Source organism: Kaistia sp. UC242_56 (genome assembly GCF_044452255.1).
Classification (GTDB): domain Bacteria; phylum Pseudomonadota; class Alphaproteobacteria; order Rhizobiales; family Kaistiaceae; genus Kaistia; species Kaistia defluvii_A.
Genome location: NZ_JBIOAN010000002.1, coordinates 3,448,497 through 3,463,332, shown reverse-complemented (window position 1 = coordinate 3,463,332; position 14,836 = coordinate 3,448,497). Strand labels below are relative to the sequence as shown.

The window sequence follows — 14,836 nt, the reverse complement described above, 5'->3', positions numbered from 1 at the left end:
ATGGATCCCGGCCTTCGCCGGGATGACGGCGGAGGAAGGAGACGCCTCCTCAACCAAGGCTGGGTCAGGCAGAAGCGGCCGCCTACTGACCCGTCTCCGGCACCAGGGCGCCGTTTGCCCAGCGATAGATCGAAAAGCCCGCAAGCTGGGCGTCGCCCTTGCCGTCGAAGGCGACGGTGCCCAAGACCGTCGGGGTCGGGGACGCCGAGAGCGTCGAGGCCAGCGTGTCGCCGGCAGCGGGGCCGCTCGACTGGCGGGCGGCGGCCCAGAGCTGGACGGCGGCATAGGCCGGCAGGACATAGCCCTGCGGCTCGATTCCTGCCTGGCGCAGGGCGGCGTTGGCCGCCTCGGCCGGGGGCTGCAGGCGCCAGTCGGTAAAGAAGGTGAGCAGCGTGCCGTTGGCAGCGTCGCCGGCCGCGGTGACGAACTCGCTGGTCCCGAGCGAATCGCCGCCCATGACGACCGCCGGCGAACCCTTGGCGCGCAGCGCCTTCAGGATCAGCGCGATGTCGCCCTGGTCGCCGCCGACGAAGACGACGTCGATCGCGTCGGCGATCAGGCGGTCGGCGAGCGCGTTATATTCCTTGGCGCCGGGATCGAACGTGTCGAGCCGCGCCTCGCGCTTGCCGGCCTCGTTCATCGCCTGCTTGGTGGCCTCGGCCAGCGGCTTGCCATAGGACGAGCCGTCATTCAGCAGGGCGATGCGCTTGTTGCCGAAGCGCTCGGCCAGGAACGCACCGGCGGTCGGCCCCTGCGCGTCGTCGCGCGTGGCGAGGCGGAAGAGCGTGGGTCCCGCGCGCTGGTCGGTGTAGCGGTTGGCGGTGACGGCCGGCGTGATGGCGAGCAGCCTGTTGTCGGCATAGACGCTGGCTGCCGCGATCGCCGCTTCGGCGCAGACATGGCCGACCACGAGCTGGTCGCCGCGTCCGACCGCGCGATTGGCGGCGGCAACCGCCGCTTCCGGCTTGCAGGCATCATCCTCGATGTCGACGCTGATCCGTTCGCCATTGATGCCGCCCTTTGCATTGAGCGCATCGACTGCCGTTTCGACGCCGGCGCGGATCTGCTTGCCGAGCGCCTGGTAGGGCCCGGTCATGGGGCCGACCGCGAGGATGCGGATATCGGCCAGCGCTGGGCCGGCAGTGGTGGCGAGCAGAAGGGCGAGGCAGGCGGGCAGGCAATTGACGCGCAACATCAGTGGTCCTTTTCGGGCTTGGCGCGATCATGCCCGGCGGCGGCGCAAAAGAAAACGCCCGCATCTGCGAGAGATGCGGGCGCTTGGCGTTCAAACCGCGATCGGCTTAGAGCTGCTTGTAGTCCAGCTTGCCGTCGGCGTCCTTGATCCAGGAGTAGACGACATAGTCGGCCGTGGTGCGGTCGCCCTTGGCGTCATAGGAGAGCGGGCCGAGAACCGTCTTCCACGGGCCGCCGGACTTGATGACTTCCGCGACCTTCTGCGGATCGGTCGTGCCGGCCTTCTCGATCGCCTGGGCGATGACCTGCACGCTGGCATAGGAGTAGAGCGTGTAGGCTTCCGGCTCGAAGCCCGAAGCGCGGAAGCGTTCCACCACTTCCTTGGCGTCGGGGTTCAGGCGCGGATCGGGGCCGAAGGTCATCAGCGTGCCGTCGGCAGCCGGGCCGGCGATCGCCGCGAATTCGCGGTCGGTGATGCCGTCGCCGGAGAAGAGCACGGCCTTCAGGCCCTGCTCGGCCGCCTGGCGGACGATGAGGCCGGCTTCCTGGTGCAGGCCGCCGTAATAGATGACCTCGACGCCGGCCGACTTCATCTTGGAGATGAGGGCGGAGAAGTCCTTGTCGCCGACATTGATGCCTTCATAGACGACTTCGGTGACGCCGCCGGCATTGGCGGTCTTCTTGGTCTCGTCGGCAAGGCCCTGACCATACGGGGTCTTGTCGTGGATGATGGCGAGCTTCTTGTCCTTCAGGTGGTCGATGATGTACTTGCCGGCCACCGCGCCCTGCTGGTCGTCACGACCGCAGGTACGGAAGGTGTTCCAGAGGTCCCGCTCGGTGAATTTCGGGTTGGTCGAGGCGGGCGAGATCTGGAGGATGCCGTTTTCGGCATAGACTTCCGAGGCCGGGATCGACACGCCCGAGTTGAAGTGGCCGACGACGAAGGTGACGCCGTCGCCGACGAACTTGTTGGCGACCGAAACGCCCTGCTTCGGATCGGAAACGTCGTCGCCCAGCGTCAGGACGAACTTGTTGCCATTGATGCCGCCGGCGGCATTGAGGTCGGCGATGGCCTGCTCGGTGCCCTTCTGGATCTGGGCGCCAAAGGCGGCGTTCGGGCCGGTCAGGGGGCCTGCGGCGGCGATCTTGATATCGTCGGCATGGGCCAGTCCGGCCAGTGTCAGGCCCGCGGCGAGCGCCAGGCCTGAAATGAGGGTCTTCTTCATTCTTAAGTCTCCCGTTGGATCTGGAAGGTGGGCTTTCTGCCCTATCGGCGGATGACGGGTCGCCTTGGTCGGTTATCTTGCCGATTTCCTTAGGGCTGTCATCCGGATTCTAAAAACAGTCTTGGTTCAACTTTGCGCAATTGTGCACGAGACAGGCGATCGTCAGATCGATCGCCAGGCAAACGGCCCCGACTTTGCGTAAAGCCAATAATATTGCGACACCATCTGGTTGGTGCGGGTGTAGCGGTAGGCGATCGATCCGACGACCAGCACGAAGATAGCGTCGACGATCCAGTAATGAACCGACAGCAGCGTCGCCTGGAACAGCGAGAAGTGGATGAAGCGAACCGCGAAGGACAGCAGCAGCAGGTAGAACAGCAGCAGGTAGAAGGGCCGCCAGGTTATGGCGCAGGCTCGCCCGGTCATCCAGGCGCCGGCGCCGCCCAGAATGACGGTGACGAACAGGAAGGTCGCCAGCGAGGCTTCTTCATAGAGGATGCCCGACATCAGGAATGCCTCCTTGGCGTGCAGGACGGGGAGGGGATCAATGGGCACCGCCTTCCAGGTAGGCGGCGCGGATTTCCGGCTTCTGCAGCAATTCCTTGCCGGTGCCGGACATGGTGACGAGACCATTGACCAGCACATAGCCGCGATGGGCGAGCTTCAGCGCGTGATAGGCGTTCTGCTCGACCAGGAAGACGGTGAGGCCTTCCGTGCGGTTCAATTCGCCGATCACGTCGAAGATCTGCTTGACGATCAGCGGCGCGAGGCCCAGCGACGGCTCGTCCAGCATCAGGAGCTTCGGCCGCGCCATCAGCGCGCGGGCGATCGCCAGCATCTGCTGCTCGCCGCCCGAAAGCGTGCCGCCGCGCTGGGCGACGCGCTCCTTCAGGCGCGGGAACAGCGTGAACATCCGCTCCACGTCCTCGTCGAAATGGGCGAGCTTGTCGAGCGCCGCGCCCATCTGCAGGTTTTCCAGCACCGTCATGCGCGGGAAGATGCGCCGGCCTTCCGGCGACTGGGCGATGCGCAGCCGGGCAATCTCATGCGTCGGCATCTCGGTGATGTCGCGGCCTTCGAAGAGGATCCGGCCTTCGCGGGCCCGCGGGTTGCCGCAGATGGTCATCATCAGCGTCGACTTGCCGGCGCCGTTGGCGCCGATCAGCGTGACGATCTCGCCCTGGTGGACGTCGACGTCGACGCCCTTGAGCGCGATGATCTTTCCGTAATAGGTCTTGGCGCCCTGCACGGACAGCAGCGGCGTCCCGTTCTGACCGGTCATGTCGCCGCTCCCTCGATGATCTCGTCCAGCGCTTCCTCGACGACCTCGACCTCCTCGTCATCGACGCCGAGATAGGCGGCGATCACGCGCGGATCGTTGCGCACCTCGGTCGGCGTGCCGTCGGCGATCTTGGTGCCGTATTCGAGCACGATGACATGGTCGGAAATCTCCATGACCACGGACATGTCGTGCTCGATCAGCAGGATCGAGGTCTTCTCGGTTTCGCGGATGCCGAGCAGCAGCGCGTTCAGCTCCGCCGATTCGCGCGGATTAAGGCCCGCGGCCGGCTCGTCCAGGCAGAGCAGTTCCGGCTCCGTGCACATCGCGCGCGCGATTTCGAGCCGGCGCTGGGCGCCATAGGGCAGGTCGCCGGCCGGATCGTCGGCGCGCGGCGTCAGGCCGGTCTTTTCCAGCCAGTACTTGGCCTTCTCGACGGCCTGCTTCTCGGCCTTGCGATAGCCCGGCAGGCCGAGCACGCCCAGGATCGTCATGCCGGAGGCGAGCATCAGCGTGTTGTGCTGCGCGACCAGCAGGTTTTCGAGCACGGTCATGCCCGAGAACAGGCGGATGTTCTGGAACGTCCGCGCCACCCGCGCCTTGGCCGAGATCTTGAAGTCCGGCATGCGCTCGAGCAGGAAGGTCGAGCCGGCCTCGTGCTCGAGCCGCAGCATCCCCTGCGTCGGCTTGTAGAAGCCGGTGATGCAGTTGAACACCGTGGTCTTGCCGGCGCCGTTGGGGCCGATCAGCGCCGTGATGTCGCCGCGGCCGACGCTGAAGGACAGGTCGTTGACGGCGATGAGGCCGCCGAAGCGCATGAACACATGCTCGACCTTCAGCACCGGGCGGTTCTCCCAGGGCATCGGCGCGTCGCGGGTCATGGTGAGGGTTTCGCTCATCAGCCATGCCCCTCTTTGACGAGCGAGCCGGAGATCGTCTTCTTCTCGGCCAGGAAGATCGTCGGCTCGCGCGAGGACACGAAGCCGCGCGGCTTCCAGATCATGATGCCGACCATGGCGAGGCCGAAGATCAGCATGCGGAACTGGTCGGGATTGAAATTGTCGCCGAAGATCGTCTTGAGGAAGGCGAGTTCGCGCAGCAGTTCCGTGCCGCCGATCATGGCGACCGCGGCGAGCGCCACGCCGACCATCGAGCCCATGCCGCCCAGGACGACGATCGCCACGATGATCGCCGATTCCATGAAGGTGAAGGATTCGGGGCTGACGAAGCCCTGGCGCGCGGCGAAGAACGACCCGGCGAAACCGGCGAACATTGCGCCGAGCGCGAAGGCGGTCAGCTTGGTGTTGGTGGTGTTGATGCCGAGTGAGCGGCAGGCGATCTCATCCTCGCGCAGCGCCTCCCAGGCGCGGCCGACCGGCAGCTTGCGCAGCCGGATCGTGACGAAGGCGGTGAGCAGCGCCAGCAGCAGGATCAGGTAGTAGAGGAAGATCTTGTAGTAGGCCGAGGAGACCGGCAGATCCATGAGCTTGGCGAAGCCGGTCGGCGAGGCGTCGAACTTGATGCCGAACAGCGTGATCTTCGGGATCGAGCTGATGCCGGAGGAACCGTTGGTGAGTTCGCGCCAGTTGATCAGCACCAGGCGGATGATCTCGCCGAAGGCCAGCGTCACGATGGCGAGGTAATCGCCGCGCAGGCGCAGCACCGGGAAGCCCAGCAGGATGCCCCAGAGCGCCGCGAAGATGCCGGCCATGGGCAGCAGGATCCAGAACGACAGGCCGAAATGGCTCGACAGCAGGGCATAGGAATAGGCGCCGACGGCGTAGAAGGCGACATAGCCCAGGTCGAGCAGGCCGGCGAGGCCGACGACGATGTTCAGGCCCCAGCCGAGCATGACGTAGATCAGGATCTGGATGCCGAAATTGTCGACCCATTTCAGCGAGCCCTGGAAACCGAGCAGGCTGACGATGATCACCGGATAGAGGAACAGGAAGACCAGCGAGGCCGGGGCGAACCAGCGCGAGACGGCCTGGCGCGCCGCGGACGGCGTCTCGGAGACGGGGCCGGCCCGCTCCTTGCGCGCCGCCATGGCGGGCCATACCAGCGTCAGCAGCAGGAAGCGGCCGACGACGATGACGCCGATGACCGAGGCGAGCAGGCCCCAGCGTCCCTGCACCACCAGTTCGTTGCGCATGTTCTGTTCGGTGCGCAGGCCGACCAGCGGGCCGAACAGGCCGAGGGCGATGAGCCCGGACAACAAGGCATCCTTCACGGCCGCGGAGATGTCCGGGCCATGTTTGTTCGCGATCACGTCTGCCATGTCACACCTTCTCGACTTCAGGTCGTCCGAGGAGGCCCTGCGGCATGAAGATCAGCACGATCGCCAGGATCGAGAACGCCGCGACGTCCTTGTAGTCGATCGAGAAATATCCGGACCAGAAGGTCTCGATCAGGCCGATCAGCAGCCCCCCGATCACGGCGCCCGGCAGCGAGCCGATGCCGCCTAGAACCGCGGCGGTGAACGCCTTGACGCCCGGAACGAAGCCGTCCGAGAAGTTGACGACGCCGTAATAGGACAGGAACAGCGTACCGGCGACGGCGGCCAGCGCCGCGCCCATCACGAAGGTCAGCGAGATCGTGCGGTCGACATTGACGCCGAGCAGCGCCGCCATCTTGCGGTCCTGCTCGCAGGCGCGCTGAGCCCGGCCGAGCGAGGTCTTCTGCACGAGATACCAGAAGCCGGCCAGCAGCACGGCGGTGGTGACCCAGATCAGGATCTGCTTGTAGGACAGGGTGACGGCGAAGTTGTTGGAATTCATCACCTCGATGCCGCCGCTCAACATGGGCGGGATCGGCTTGTTGCGCGGGCCCTGGGCGACCTGCACGAAGTTGGAGAGCACGATCGACATGCCGATGGCCGAGATCAGGGGCGCCAGGCGGAACGAGCCGCGCAAGGGCCGATAGGCGACCCGCTCGATCGCCCAGCTCATCAGGCTCGTCAGCACCATGGCAATGACCATGACGATGATCAGCGCCAGTATCATCGACGACATGCCGAGAACTGTGGTCAGGACCAGCAGGAAAATCAGCGCGATGAACGCAGACGTCATGAAAACGTCGCCATGCGCGAAGTTCACCATTCCGATGATGCCGAACACCATCGTGTATCCGATCGCAATCAGGCCGTAGATAGACCCAAGCGTGATCCCATTGATCAACTGTTGTAGGAAAACTTCCATCTCGTGGATCCCCGCGTGCAGCGCAGTGCTTTATTGTTCCCGGAGGTTGTATCCGTAGACCACCCTCTCATTGAACCTCGATTAGGTACACGAACCGAACAAAACAACAAGCCATCGCCGAACACTGTCCGCGACGCGGTCGTAACGCTAAGTCATCCTTATAAAATGGCCGACCGATTTTTGCCGGGGGAAGCGCCGTCCGGCTTGTCGTCGCCGGCCCGACCCGATACGACCAGACGTGACGGCGCCAGCAGGATTGGGATAGATACAGGCATGGATACGCTCACGGATCTGGTCGATCCGGCAATGTTCCGCGAGGCGATGAGTCGCCTTGTCGCTCCTGTCCACGTGGTGACCACCTCGGGCGAGGGCGGCGCCTGCGGCCTGACGGCCTCTGCCGTGACATCCGTTTCCGACCGTCCGCCGATCGTGCTGGTCTGCGTCAATCGCAAGAGCCTGACCAACGCCGCCTTCAAGCTGAATGGCAGCTTCTGCATCAATACGCTCGAGGGCAACCAGCAGGGCCTGGCCGAGGCCTTTGCCGGCCGCACGGGCCTGACCATGCCGGAGCGCTTCGCGCTCGGCTCCTGGGTGACGCTGGCGACCGGCGCCCCGGTGCTGGAATCGGCGCGCGCCAGCTTCGATTGCCGCCTGACCGAGGTGATCGAGCAGGGGTCCCATTCGGTGATGTTCGGTCTTGTCGAGGCCGTCCGCGTCGGTCCGAATGACAGCGCGCTGGTCTATCTCGACCGGACGTATCACCGGGTCTGAGCCCGACAAACGATCCAGAAATCAAGCCCCGCACCCAACCCTCTCGCGCAAGGGGGCGAGGGTTTTTCGGCCTGTGTGATGGAGCTATTACGGCTCGCTCGACGTGCTTCTTCGCTCGCGAGAAGGAGGCGCGACGGCCGTCAGACTGCCGGCGGCAGCGCGGGCGGCAGGACCGGAAGCGGCGCCGTGGGCGGGGCCACCGTCTGCGGCGGCTTGGCTTCCTCGGCGCGCGGGTCGAGCGCGATTGTCTCCGGCGTGGCGTTCTTCAGCGGCGGCATCGATTGGAACGCATCGCGGGGGACGTCGCGCGGCGCGGGGCGGCGCGACATCCGATAGGCCGTGTAGCCGATCAGCACGACATGGACGATCGAGAAGAAGGTGAACAGGCCGGCCGGGCCAAGATAGGTCATGGCGAGCGCGCCGATGATCGGGCCGATCATCGTGCCGAAGCCGGACATCAGCAGCAGGCCACTCGCCACCTTCACGAAATCGTCCGGTGCGGCATAGTCGTTGGCATGGGCCACCGTCAGTCCGTACATCGGATAGATCATGCCGCCGAACAGGGCGATCATCCCGATGATGACGGTGGGCTGGGTGGGACTGCCGAAGGCGATGGCGAGGCTCATCACGATCGCCGCCGTAGCGACGCCGATCAGCACCAAGCGGCGGTCGATCTTGTCGGAGAGCTTGCCGAGCGGCACCTGGGTGATGGCGCCGCCGAGCACGGCCGCGCTCATGAAGAAGGCGATCACCGCCGTTGGCAGGCCGATCTTCTGGCCATAGACGGCGCCGAGCGTGCCGAAGGCGCCGTTGACGAGGCCGATCAGGAAGCAGCCCACCGCCGAAACGGGCGAATTGCGGAACAGGCTGCGCAGGTCGAGCGTGGTGGTCTTCAGCGGGCGCGGCGTCTGCGCCGTCGAGAGCGCGGAGGGCAGGATCGCCAGGCAGTAGAAGATGGCGCCGAGCACGAAGAAGAAGAACCCTTCGGCCGGGGCGGTGGCGAGCAGCAGCTGGCCCGCGGTCGACGCGGCGAAGTTCACCATCTGGTAGACGGAGAAGATCGTGCCGCGATTTTCGCGGGTGGCGCGCTCGTTGAGCCAGCTTTCCACGATCATCTGGGCGCCGGCGAAGCAGAAGCCGGAAAAGGCGCGTAGGCCGATCCACGCCCAGGGCGAGATCCACAGCAGGTTGATCAGGATGACGACGCCGGCGATCGAGGCCATGACGCCATAGGCGCGAACGTGGCCGACGCGGCGCACGATGCGCGGGACGATGATGCAGCCCAGCACGAAGCCGACCGCCCAGCCCGTGCCGATCAGGCCAAGCTCCGTGGTCGAGAACCCTTCAATCGCCCCGCGGATCGGGAGAAGCAGGCCGTGAATGCCGCCTGCGATGAGGAGAAGTGCCGACCCCATGAGGAGCGCGGCGACGGGAAGGAGCTGGGATGCCATTTTGACCGGGGGCGCCGAATTGCGGCCAATTCGATTTGAGGTGATGACTGACTTTGTCAGCCGTCCGCATGTCCAAAAGATGGCACTTTGTGGTGAATATCAGGTTTACAGAATGAAAAACCTGCGTCGCGCCAGATCTTTAGACTGGAGCAGCGTCCAAAGCAGCCTTCAGCACCAGAAGATCGCGCCAGACCAGACGCTTCTGCAGCGGTTGCAGTAGCAGATAGGCCGGATGCAGCGTTGCCATCGCCTGGATCTTGCGCTTGCCGGTGTCGTAGGGGAACCATTGACCTCGGACGCGCAAAAGACCTTCGCTCGTCGGCAATAATTCCTTGGCGGCCATTGGTCCGAGGCAGACCAGGAAATCCGGATCGACGAGCTCGATCTGCCGGTCGAGGAAGGGCCGGCAGATGGCGGTCTCCTGCGGGGTCGGCGCGCGGTTGCCCGGTGGCCGCCACGGAACGATGTTGGTCAGGCAGACTTCGGCCCGCGACAGGCCGATCGCGGCCAGCATGCGGTCGAGCAGGGGACCCGGCGGTCCCACGAAAGGCTCGCCCTGCAGGTCCTCGTCGCGGCCCGGCGGATCGCCGACCAGCATGACGCGGGCGGCGGGGTTGCCGCTCGCAAAGACCAGCGACTTCGCCGTCGTCTTCAGCGCGCAACCCTCGAAGCGCGTCAGCACGTCCTTCAGCGCTTCCAGCGTATCGGCGCTCGCGGCGGCTTCCCGGGCTGCGAGCGCGTCCGCCTCCGGCGACATGGCGGTGGCAATCGCCGCGGCGACGGTCGGCTGAGAATGGGGGCGGGCCGCGGGCTCGAAGCTTGGTAGGGGGCGATGCGCCGGCTCCGGCGCTGCCTCCTCGGCAACCCTCGCAACCAGGCGATTGACAGGCTCTTCCTCGATCGCCACGTCGACATCATTGGCGACGTACCAATCCAGCAGCGCCGCCAGCGCTTCGGGGGACGGGGATTGCAACTCGGAAGCCATCATATCGTTCTTGAGTAGGCGCAACGCTCGCCTATGTCGACCCTGTGGGGCCGCCGCACAATAGCATAATTCAGGGAGATGCCGCCGTGACCCGACGCCTGCTGGCCGCCGCCCTTGTCCTCCTTCCTGCGATGGCGCTCGCCGATGCGCCGAAGACGGGAGCGGCGGCCTTTGGCGACTGGCGGGCCGACCGGCCCGGTGTGCAGCGCTGGATTCGCCCGGGCGATCTCCCGGCGCCCTATGCGACGGAATCGGTCGCGACCCAGCCCGATATCGTGGCGCGGCCGAAGGGCAGGGTGCCGCGCGTTCCCGCCGGCTTCGTCGCGGAGCTGGTGGCGGACGGGCTGAACATCCCGCGCGTCCTGCGCACGGCGCCGAACGGCGATATCTTCCTGGCCGAAAGCGGCGCCGGGCAGGTCCGCGTGCTGCCGGCCGGAGGCGGTGACCCGGCAGTCTTCGCCAAGGGGCTCGACCGTCCCTATGGCATCGCCTTCTATCCGCCCGGCCCGGATCCGCAATTCGTCTATGTCGCCGAGACCGACAAGGTGGTGCGCTTCCCCTATGCGGCCGGCGACCGTCAGGCGCGGGGCAAGAGCGAGGTCATCGTCCAAGGATTGCCGAAGGGCGGCTCGCACTGGACGCGCGACATCGCCTTCTCGCAGGATGGCAGCAAGCTGTTCGTCTCCGTCGGCTCGGCCTCGAATGCCGGTGAGTCGATGGGGAAGAAGGACAAGCAGGCCATCGCCGACTGGGAGGCCGGGCACGGGCTTGGCGCCGCCTGGGGATCGGAAGCCGGCCGCGCCGCGGTTCTGACCGCGGATCCGGATGGTCGCAATGTCAGCAGCTTCGCGACCGGCATCCGCAATTGCTCGGGGCTGGCGATCGAGCCCGTCAGCGGGGCGCTCTGGTGCGCCACCAACGAGCGCGACGGCCTCGGGGACAATTTGCCGCCCGACTACGCGACCAGCGTCCAGGAGGGTGGGTTCTACGGCTGGCCCTGGTTCTATATCGGCGCCAATCCGGACCCTCGCCATGAGGGGGCGCGGGCCGATCTGAAGGCGCGCGTCACCGTGCCGGACGTGCTGATCCAGCCGCATTCGGCGCCGCTCGGCATCACTTTCTATGAGGGCGAGGCCTTTCCTCAGGACTATCGCGGTGATGGCTTCGTCGCCCTGCATGGCTCGTGGAATCGCGGCAAGCCAACGGGCTACAAGGTAGTCCGCCTGCTCATGAGGGATGGCAAGCCGACGGGCGCCTATGAGGACTTCATGACCGGCTTCGTTCTCTCCGATCACAGCCTGTGGGGACGCCCGGTCGGCGTCGCCACCGGCAAGGACGGCGCGCTCTATGTCTCGGAAGACGCCAATGGAACGGTCTGGCGCGTTCGGAAGGTGAAATAATTCGCTGCCCGCCGCGAGTGCTGCGGCTTGCGCTGGTAGGCAGGAGCGAACCTTGCCCGATCGGCATCATGTTGATGCGCGAGGCTCATCAAGTCCTTCGCTTCACTATATTTTCGGCATTGCCTGAGGTTTGTTGCTCTTCTAAAGAGGGGCCAACAACCGAACCGGATGGGCACGCATGGCAATCTCGGCAGAGCTTCCCGATCGCGAAGCGATGGAATTTGACGTTGTGATCGTGGGCGCCGGTCCGGCCGGGCTCGCGGCGGCCATCCGCTTGAAGCAGCTCGATCCGGACGTCACCGTCGTCGTGGTCGAAAAGGGCTCCGAAGTCGGCGCGCATATCCTGTCCGGCGCGGTGATCGATCCGATCGCGCTCGACAAGCTGCTGCCGGAATGGCGGCAGGAGAGCGACACGCCGCTGAAGACGCCGGTGGTCGAGGACCAGTTCCTGTTCCTGGGCCCTGCCGGATCGGTTCGCCTGCCGAACTTTATGATGCCGCCGCTGATGTCGAACCACGGCAATTATGTCGTCTCGCTCGGCAATGTCTGCCGCTGGCTGGCGGCCAAGGCCGAGGCGCTGGGCGTCGAGATCTATCCGGGCTTCGCCGCCGCCGAACTGCTTTTCGACGAGAACGGCGCCGTTGCCGGTGTCGCGACCGGTGACATGGGCGTCGGCCGCGATGGCGAGCCGGGCCCCAATTTCCAGCGCGGCATGGAACTGCGCGGCAAGTACACGCTGATCGGCGAGGGGGCGCGCGGCTCGCTCGCCAAGCAGCTGATCGGCTCGTTCGGCCTGGCGGAAGGGCGCGAGCCGCAGAAATACGGCCTCGGCATCAAGGAGCTCTGGCAGGTCGACCCGAAGCTGCACAAGCCCGGACTGGTGCAGCATTCCTTCGGCTGGCCGCTCGATTTCTCGACCGGCGGCGGCTCGTTCCTCTATCACCTCGAGGACAACCAGGTCGTCGTCGGCTTCGTCGTGCACCTGAACTACAAGAATCCCTATCTGTCGCCCTTCGAGGAATTCCAGCGCTTCAAGACGCACCCCGCGATTGCGCCCGTTTTCGCCGGCGGCAAGCGCCTTTCCTATGGCGCGCGCGCGATCACCGAAGGCGGCTACCAGTCGGTGCCGAAGCTGGTGTTCCCCGGCGGCGCGCTGATCGGCTGCTCGGCCGGTTTCGTCAACCTGCCCCGCATCAAGGGCAGCCACAACGCCATGCTCTCCGGCATGGAGGCGGCCGAGAATGTTGCCGAGGCGCTGGCGGCGGGCCGCTCGGGCGACGAGTTGCTGGGCTATGAGGCGAACTGGCGCAAGGGGCCGATCGGCCGCGACCTGAAGACGGTGCGCAACGTCAAGCCGCTCTGGTCGAAGCTCGGCACGCTGGGCGGCATCCTCGCCGGCGGCATCGACATGTGGGCGAACACGCTCGGCTTCACCCTTTTCGGCACGCTGAAGCACGGCAAGCCGGACTTCGCCGCGACGCGTCCGGCGGCCGAATGCAAGAAGATCGCATATCCCAAGCCGGACGGCGTGCTGACCTTCGATCGGCTCTCCTCGGTGTTCCTGTCGAACACCAACCATGAGGAAGACCAGCCGATCCACCTGAAGGTGCTGGACCCGGCGTTGCAGAAGACGTCGGAGCACGACGTCTATGCCGGTCCCTCGGCCCGCTATTGCCCGGCCGGCGTCTATGAATGGGTGGAAGAGCCGAACGGGCCGCGCTTCGTGATCAACGCGCAGAACTGCGTCCACTGCAAGACCTGCGATATCAAGGACCCGAACCAGAACATCAACTGGACGACGCCCGAGGGCGCCGGGGGACCCAACTATCCCAATATGTGATCACGTTTGCGTGATCATAAGTTTATCTTCTGTCCCCGTCTCGATGTCGCCCTGTGCTAGGCGCGCTCCCTGATGCTGTGTTAGCAGGGGCGCACCGATCACCTGGAGATGTTGACAGTGCTATTTGAGAAGATTTCTAAGTTTCAGCCTTATACGCTTGGGTTGTTGCGCATCGTTTCTTCGTTGATCTTCATGGCGCACGGAACGCAGAAGATTCTCGGCTTCCCGGCCTCGGATAATTCGCCGGCTATGTTCAGTCTTTCCTGGACCGCCGGCATGCTGGAACTGATTGGCGGTTTCCTGCTGCTGATCGGCCTGTTCTCGCGCCCGGTCGCCTTCGTGCTGTCCGGCCTGATGGCCTTCGCCTACTGGATGGCCCATGCGCCGCGGAGCGTCTACCCGGTGCTGAATGGCGGCGACGCCGCCATCCTCTATTGCTTCATCTTCCTGTATCTGGTCTTCGCCGGCCCCGGCCGCTGGAGCGTCGACGCGCTGCTGAAGCGCGAGCGCGCCTGATCAGGCCAGGAGGAAGTCGAGCAGGATGCGGTTGAAAGCCTCGGGCTGCTCGACATTGCACAGATGCGCGGCGTTCCGGATGACTTCCATCCGGGCGCCGTCGATATGCGACACCCATTCGCGCGCCTTGGCCGGCTGCACCGTCGCATCGTGGTCGGCGCAGATCACCAGGGTCGGCGTCTGGATCAAGGCGAGGTCCTCGCGCAGGTCCATTTCGCCCAGCGCCTCGCAGCAGGCGGCATAGCCCTCGGCCGGCGTATCGAGAATCATCTCGCGGATGCGGGCCACGGTTTCCGGGTGGGCGGCGCGAAAACTTTCCTGGAACCAGCGGCCGATCACGGCGTCGACGAGCGCCGACAGGCCTTCGTTGCGCGCCGTCTTGGCCCGGCCTTCCCACATGTCGCGCGGCGGCAAATGCGGCGCCGAGGCGCAGATCACCAGCTTCTCGACATAGTCCGGCTTGTTGGCCGCGAGCCAGGCCGCGACCATGCCGCCCTTGGACAGGCCGACGACATGCGCCGTTTCGACCTCGACCGCGTCGAGCACGCCGCGCGCGTCGCGGCCGAGCCGGTCGATCGTATAGGGCGTATCGGGCACGTCGGAGCCGCCATGGCCCCGGTCGTCGAAGCGGATCACGCGGAAATGCTCGCGCAGCGCCGGGAGCTGTGGCTCCCACATGCCGAGATTGGTGCCGAGGGCGTTGGTCAGGAGGAGTGGTGGTTTGCCATTGTCCGGATCTGCCTCGACATTCAGTCGGATGCGATCGTCCATAGCGATCAGTGGCATGAGAAACCCCGTCAAACTTGCCAGCGGATCGGGTCGGCCCGCAGGATGGCGGCATGCTCCTGACGAGAGCATTGCTGGCGTCAGCCTATATAAGGGAAATGGTTCGGCCAAGAGGCTGGATCAACCGGGACTTCGTCAACCGCTGATCTTCCCCAATCCTTGGCGCGGCAAGATGAGCAGGCCGGGCAGCC

The 14,836-nt window shown here is 65.5% G+C and carries 14 protein-coding genes; 4 read left to right on the top strand and 10 right to left on the bottom strand.

The genetic code is table 11. The features are described from left to right. Positions 1 to 82: 82 nt before the first annotated feature. The 7 genes from ACHMWQ_RS19130 to ACHMWQ_RS19100 form a co-directional block, all read right to left on the bottom strand. Positions 83 to 1,195 carry a branched-chain amino acid ABC transporter substrate-binding protein gene (locus ACHMWQ_RS19130; RefSeq protein ID WP_396308680.1) on the bottom strand — a complete coding sequence of 371 codons (1,113 nt, stop codon included), beginning with the start codon at positions 1,193 to 1,195 and terminating at the stop codon, positions 83 to 85. A 106-nt stretch (positions 1,196 to 1,301) separates the two neighbouring features. Next, the gene (locus ACHMWQ_RS19125) at positions 1,302 to 2,420 is read right to left on the bottom strand and encodes a branched-chain amino acid ABC transporter substrate-binding protein (RefSeq protein WP_354550209.1); all 1,119 of its coding nucleotides are present in this window, start codon (positions 2,418 to 2,420) and stop codon (positions 1,302 to 1,304) included. A 162-nt stretch (positions 2,421 to 2,582) separates the two neighbouring features. Next, positions 2,583 to 2,927: a DUF6867 family protein gene (locus tag ACHMWQ_RS19120; RefSeq protein ID WP_354550208.1), complete on the bottom strand. Its 345-nt coding sequence runs from the start codon at positions 2,925 to 2,927 to the stop codon at positions 2,583 to 2,585. A 37-nt stretch (positions 2,928 to 2,964) separates the two neighbouring features. Next, on the bottom strand, positions 2,965 to 3,702 hold the full coding sequence (locus ACHMWQ_RS19115) for an ABC transporter ATP-binding protein (RefSeq protein ID WP_354550206.1): 738 nt from the start codon (positions 3,700 to 3,702) through the stop codon (positions 2,965 to 2,967). Further along, positions 3,699 to 4,601, bottom strand: coding sequence for an ABC transporter ATP-binding protein (locus ACHMWQ_RS19110; protein WP_396309484.1), 903 nt, complete (start codon positions 4,599 to 4,601; stop codon positions 3,699 to 3,701). The genes ACHMWQ_RS19115 and ACHMWQ_RS19110 overlap by 4 nt, the downstream gene beginning before the upstream one ends. After that, positions 4,598 to 5,977, bottom strand: coding sequence for a high-affinity branched-chain amino acid ABC transporter permease LivM (gene livM, locus ACHMWQ_RS19105; protein ID WP_396308679.1), 1,380 nt, complete (start codon positions 5,975 to 5,977; stop codon positions 4,598 to 4,600). The genes ACHMWQ_RS19110 and livM overlap by 4 nt, the downstream gene beginning before the upstream one ends. A 1-nt stretch (position 5,978) precedes the next feature. Further along, positions 5,979 to 6,896 carry a branched-chain amino acid ABC transporter permease LivH gene (locus ACHMWQ_RS19100; RefSeq protein ID WP_354550200.1) on the bottom strand — a complete coding sequence of 306 codons (918 nt, stop codon included), beginning with the start codon at positions 6,894 to 6,896 and terminating at the stop codon, positions 5,979 to 5,981. Positions 6,897 to 7,169: 273 nt separating this feature from the next. On the opposite strand from ACHMWQ_RS19100, the gene ACHMWQ_RS19095 reads away from it, so the two are divergent. Then, positions 7,170 to 7,667: a flavin reductase family protein gene (locus ACHMWQ_RS19095; RefSeq protein ID WP_354550198.1), complete on the top strand. Its 498-nt coding sequence runs from the start codon at positions 7,170 to 7,172 to the stop codon at positions 7,665 to 7,667. A 140-nt stretch (positions 7,668 to 7,807) separates the two neighbouring features. Here the strand turns inward: ACHMWQ_RS19095 and ACHMWQ_RS19090 are convergent, their stop codons facing one another. Together ACHMWQ_RS19090 and ACHMWQ_RS19085 are read right to left on the bottom strand one after the other, a co-directional pair. Beyond that, a complete protein-coding gene (locus ACHMWQ_RS19090) occupies positions 7,808 to 9,118 on the bottom strand; it encodes an MFS transporter (protein ID WP_396308678.1) in 1,311 nt (436 codons plus the stop codon). A 139-nt stretch (positions 9,119 to 9,257) separates the two neighbouring features. Next, a complete protein-coding gene (locus ACHMWQ_RS19085) occupies positions 9,258 to 10,103 on the bottom strand; it encodes a uracil-DNA glycosylase (RefSeq protein WP_396309483.1) in 846 nt (281 codons plus the stop codon). Positions 10,104 to 10,189: 86 nt separating this feature from the next. Here ACHMWQ_RS19085 and ACHMWQ_RS19080 point away from each other — a divergent pair, with 86 nt between their 5' ends. The 3 genes from ACHMWQ_RS19080 to ACHMWQ_RS19070 all read left to right on the top strand — a co-directional run bounded on the left by ACHMWQ_RS19080 (position 10,190) and on the right by ACHMWQ_RS19070 (position 13,859). Then, positions 10,190 to 11,503, top strand: coding sequence for a PQQ-dependent sugar dehydrogenase (locus ACHMWQ_RS19080; protein ID WP_396308677.1), 1,314 nt, complete (start codon positions 10,190 to 10,192; stop codon positions 11,501 to 11,503). Positions 11,504 to 11,681: 178 nt separating this feature from the next. Next, positions 11,682 to 13,343 (top strand): electron transfer flavoprotein-ubiquinone oxidoreductase, encoded by a 1,662-nt coding sequence (locus ACHMWQ_RS19075; RefSeq protein WP_396308676.1) that lies wholly within the window; start codon positions 11,682 to 11,684, stop codon positions 13,341 to 13,343. Positions 13,344 to 13,451: 108 nt separating this feature from the next. Then, positions 13,452 to 13,859 (top strand): DoxX family protein, encoded by a 408-nt coding sequence (locus tag ACHMWQ_RS19070; protein WP_396308675.1) that lies wholly within the window; start codon positions 13,452 to 13,454, stop codon positions 13,857 to 13,859. Here ACHMWQ_RS19070 and pcaD read toward each other — a convergent pair whose 3' ends face one another. Continuing rightward, positions 13,860 to 14,645 (bottom strand): 3-oxoadipate enol-lactonase, encoded by a 786-nt coding sequence (pcaD, locus tag ACHMWQ_RS19065; protein WP_396308674.1) that lies wholly within the window; start codon positions 14,643 to 14,645, stop codon positions 13,860 to 13,862. Between the last annotated feature and the right edge of the window lie 191 nt (positions 14,646 to 14,836).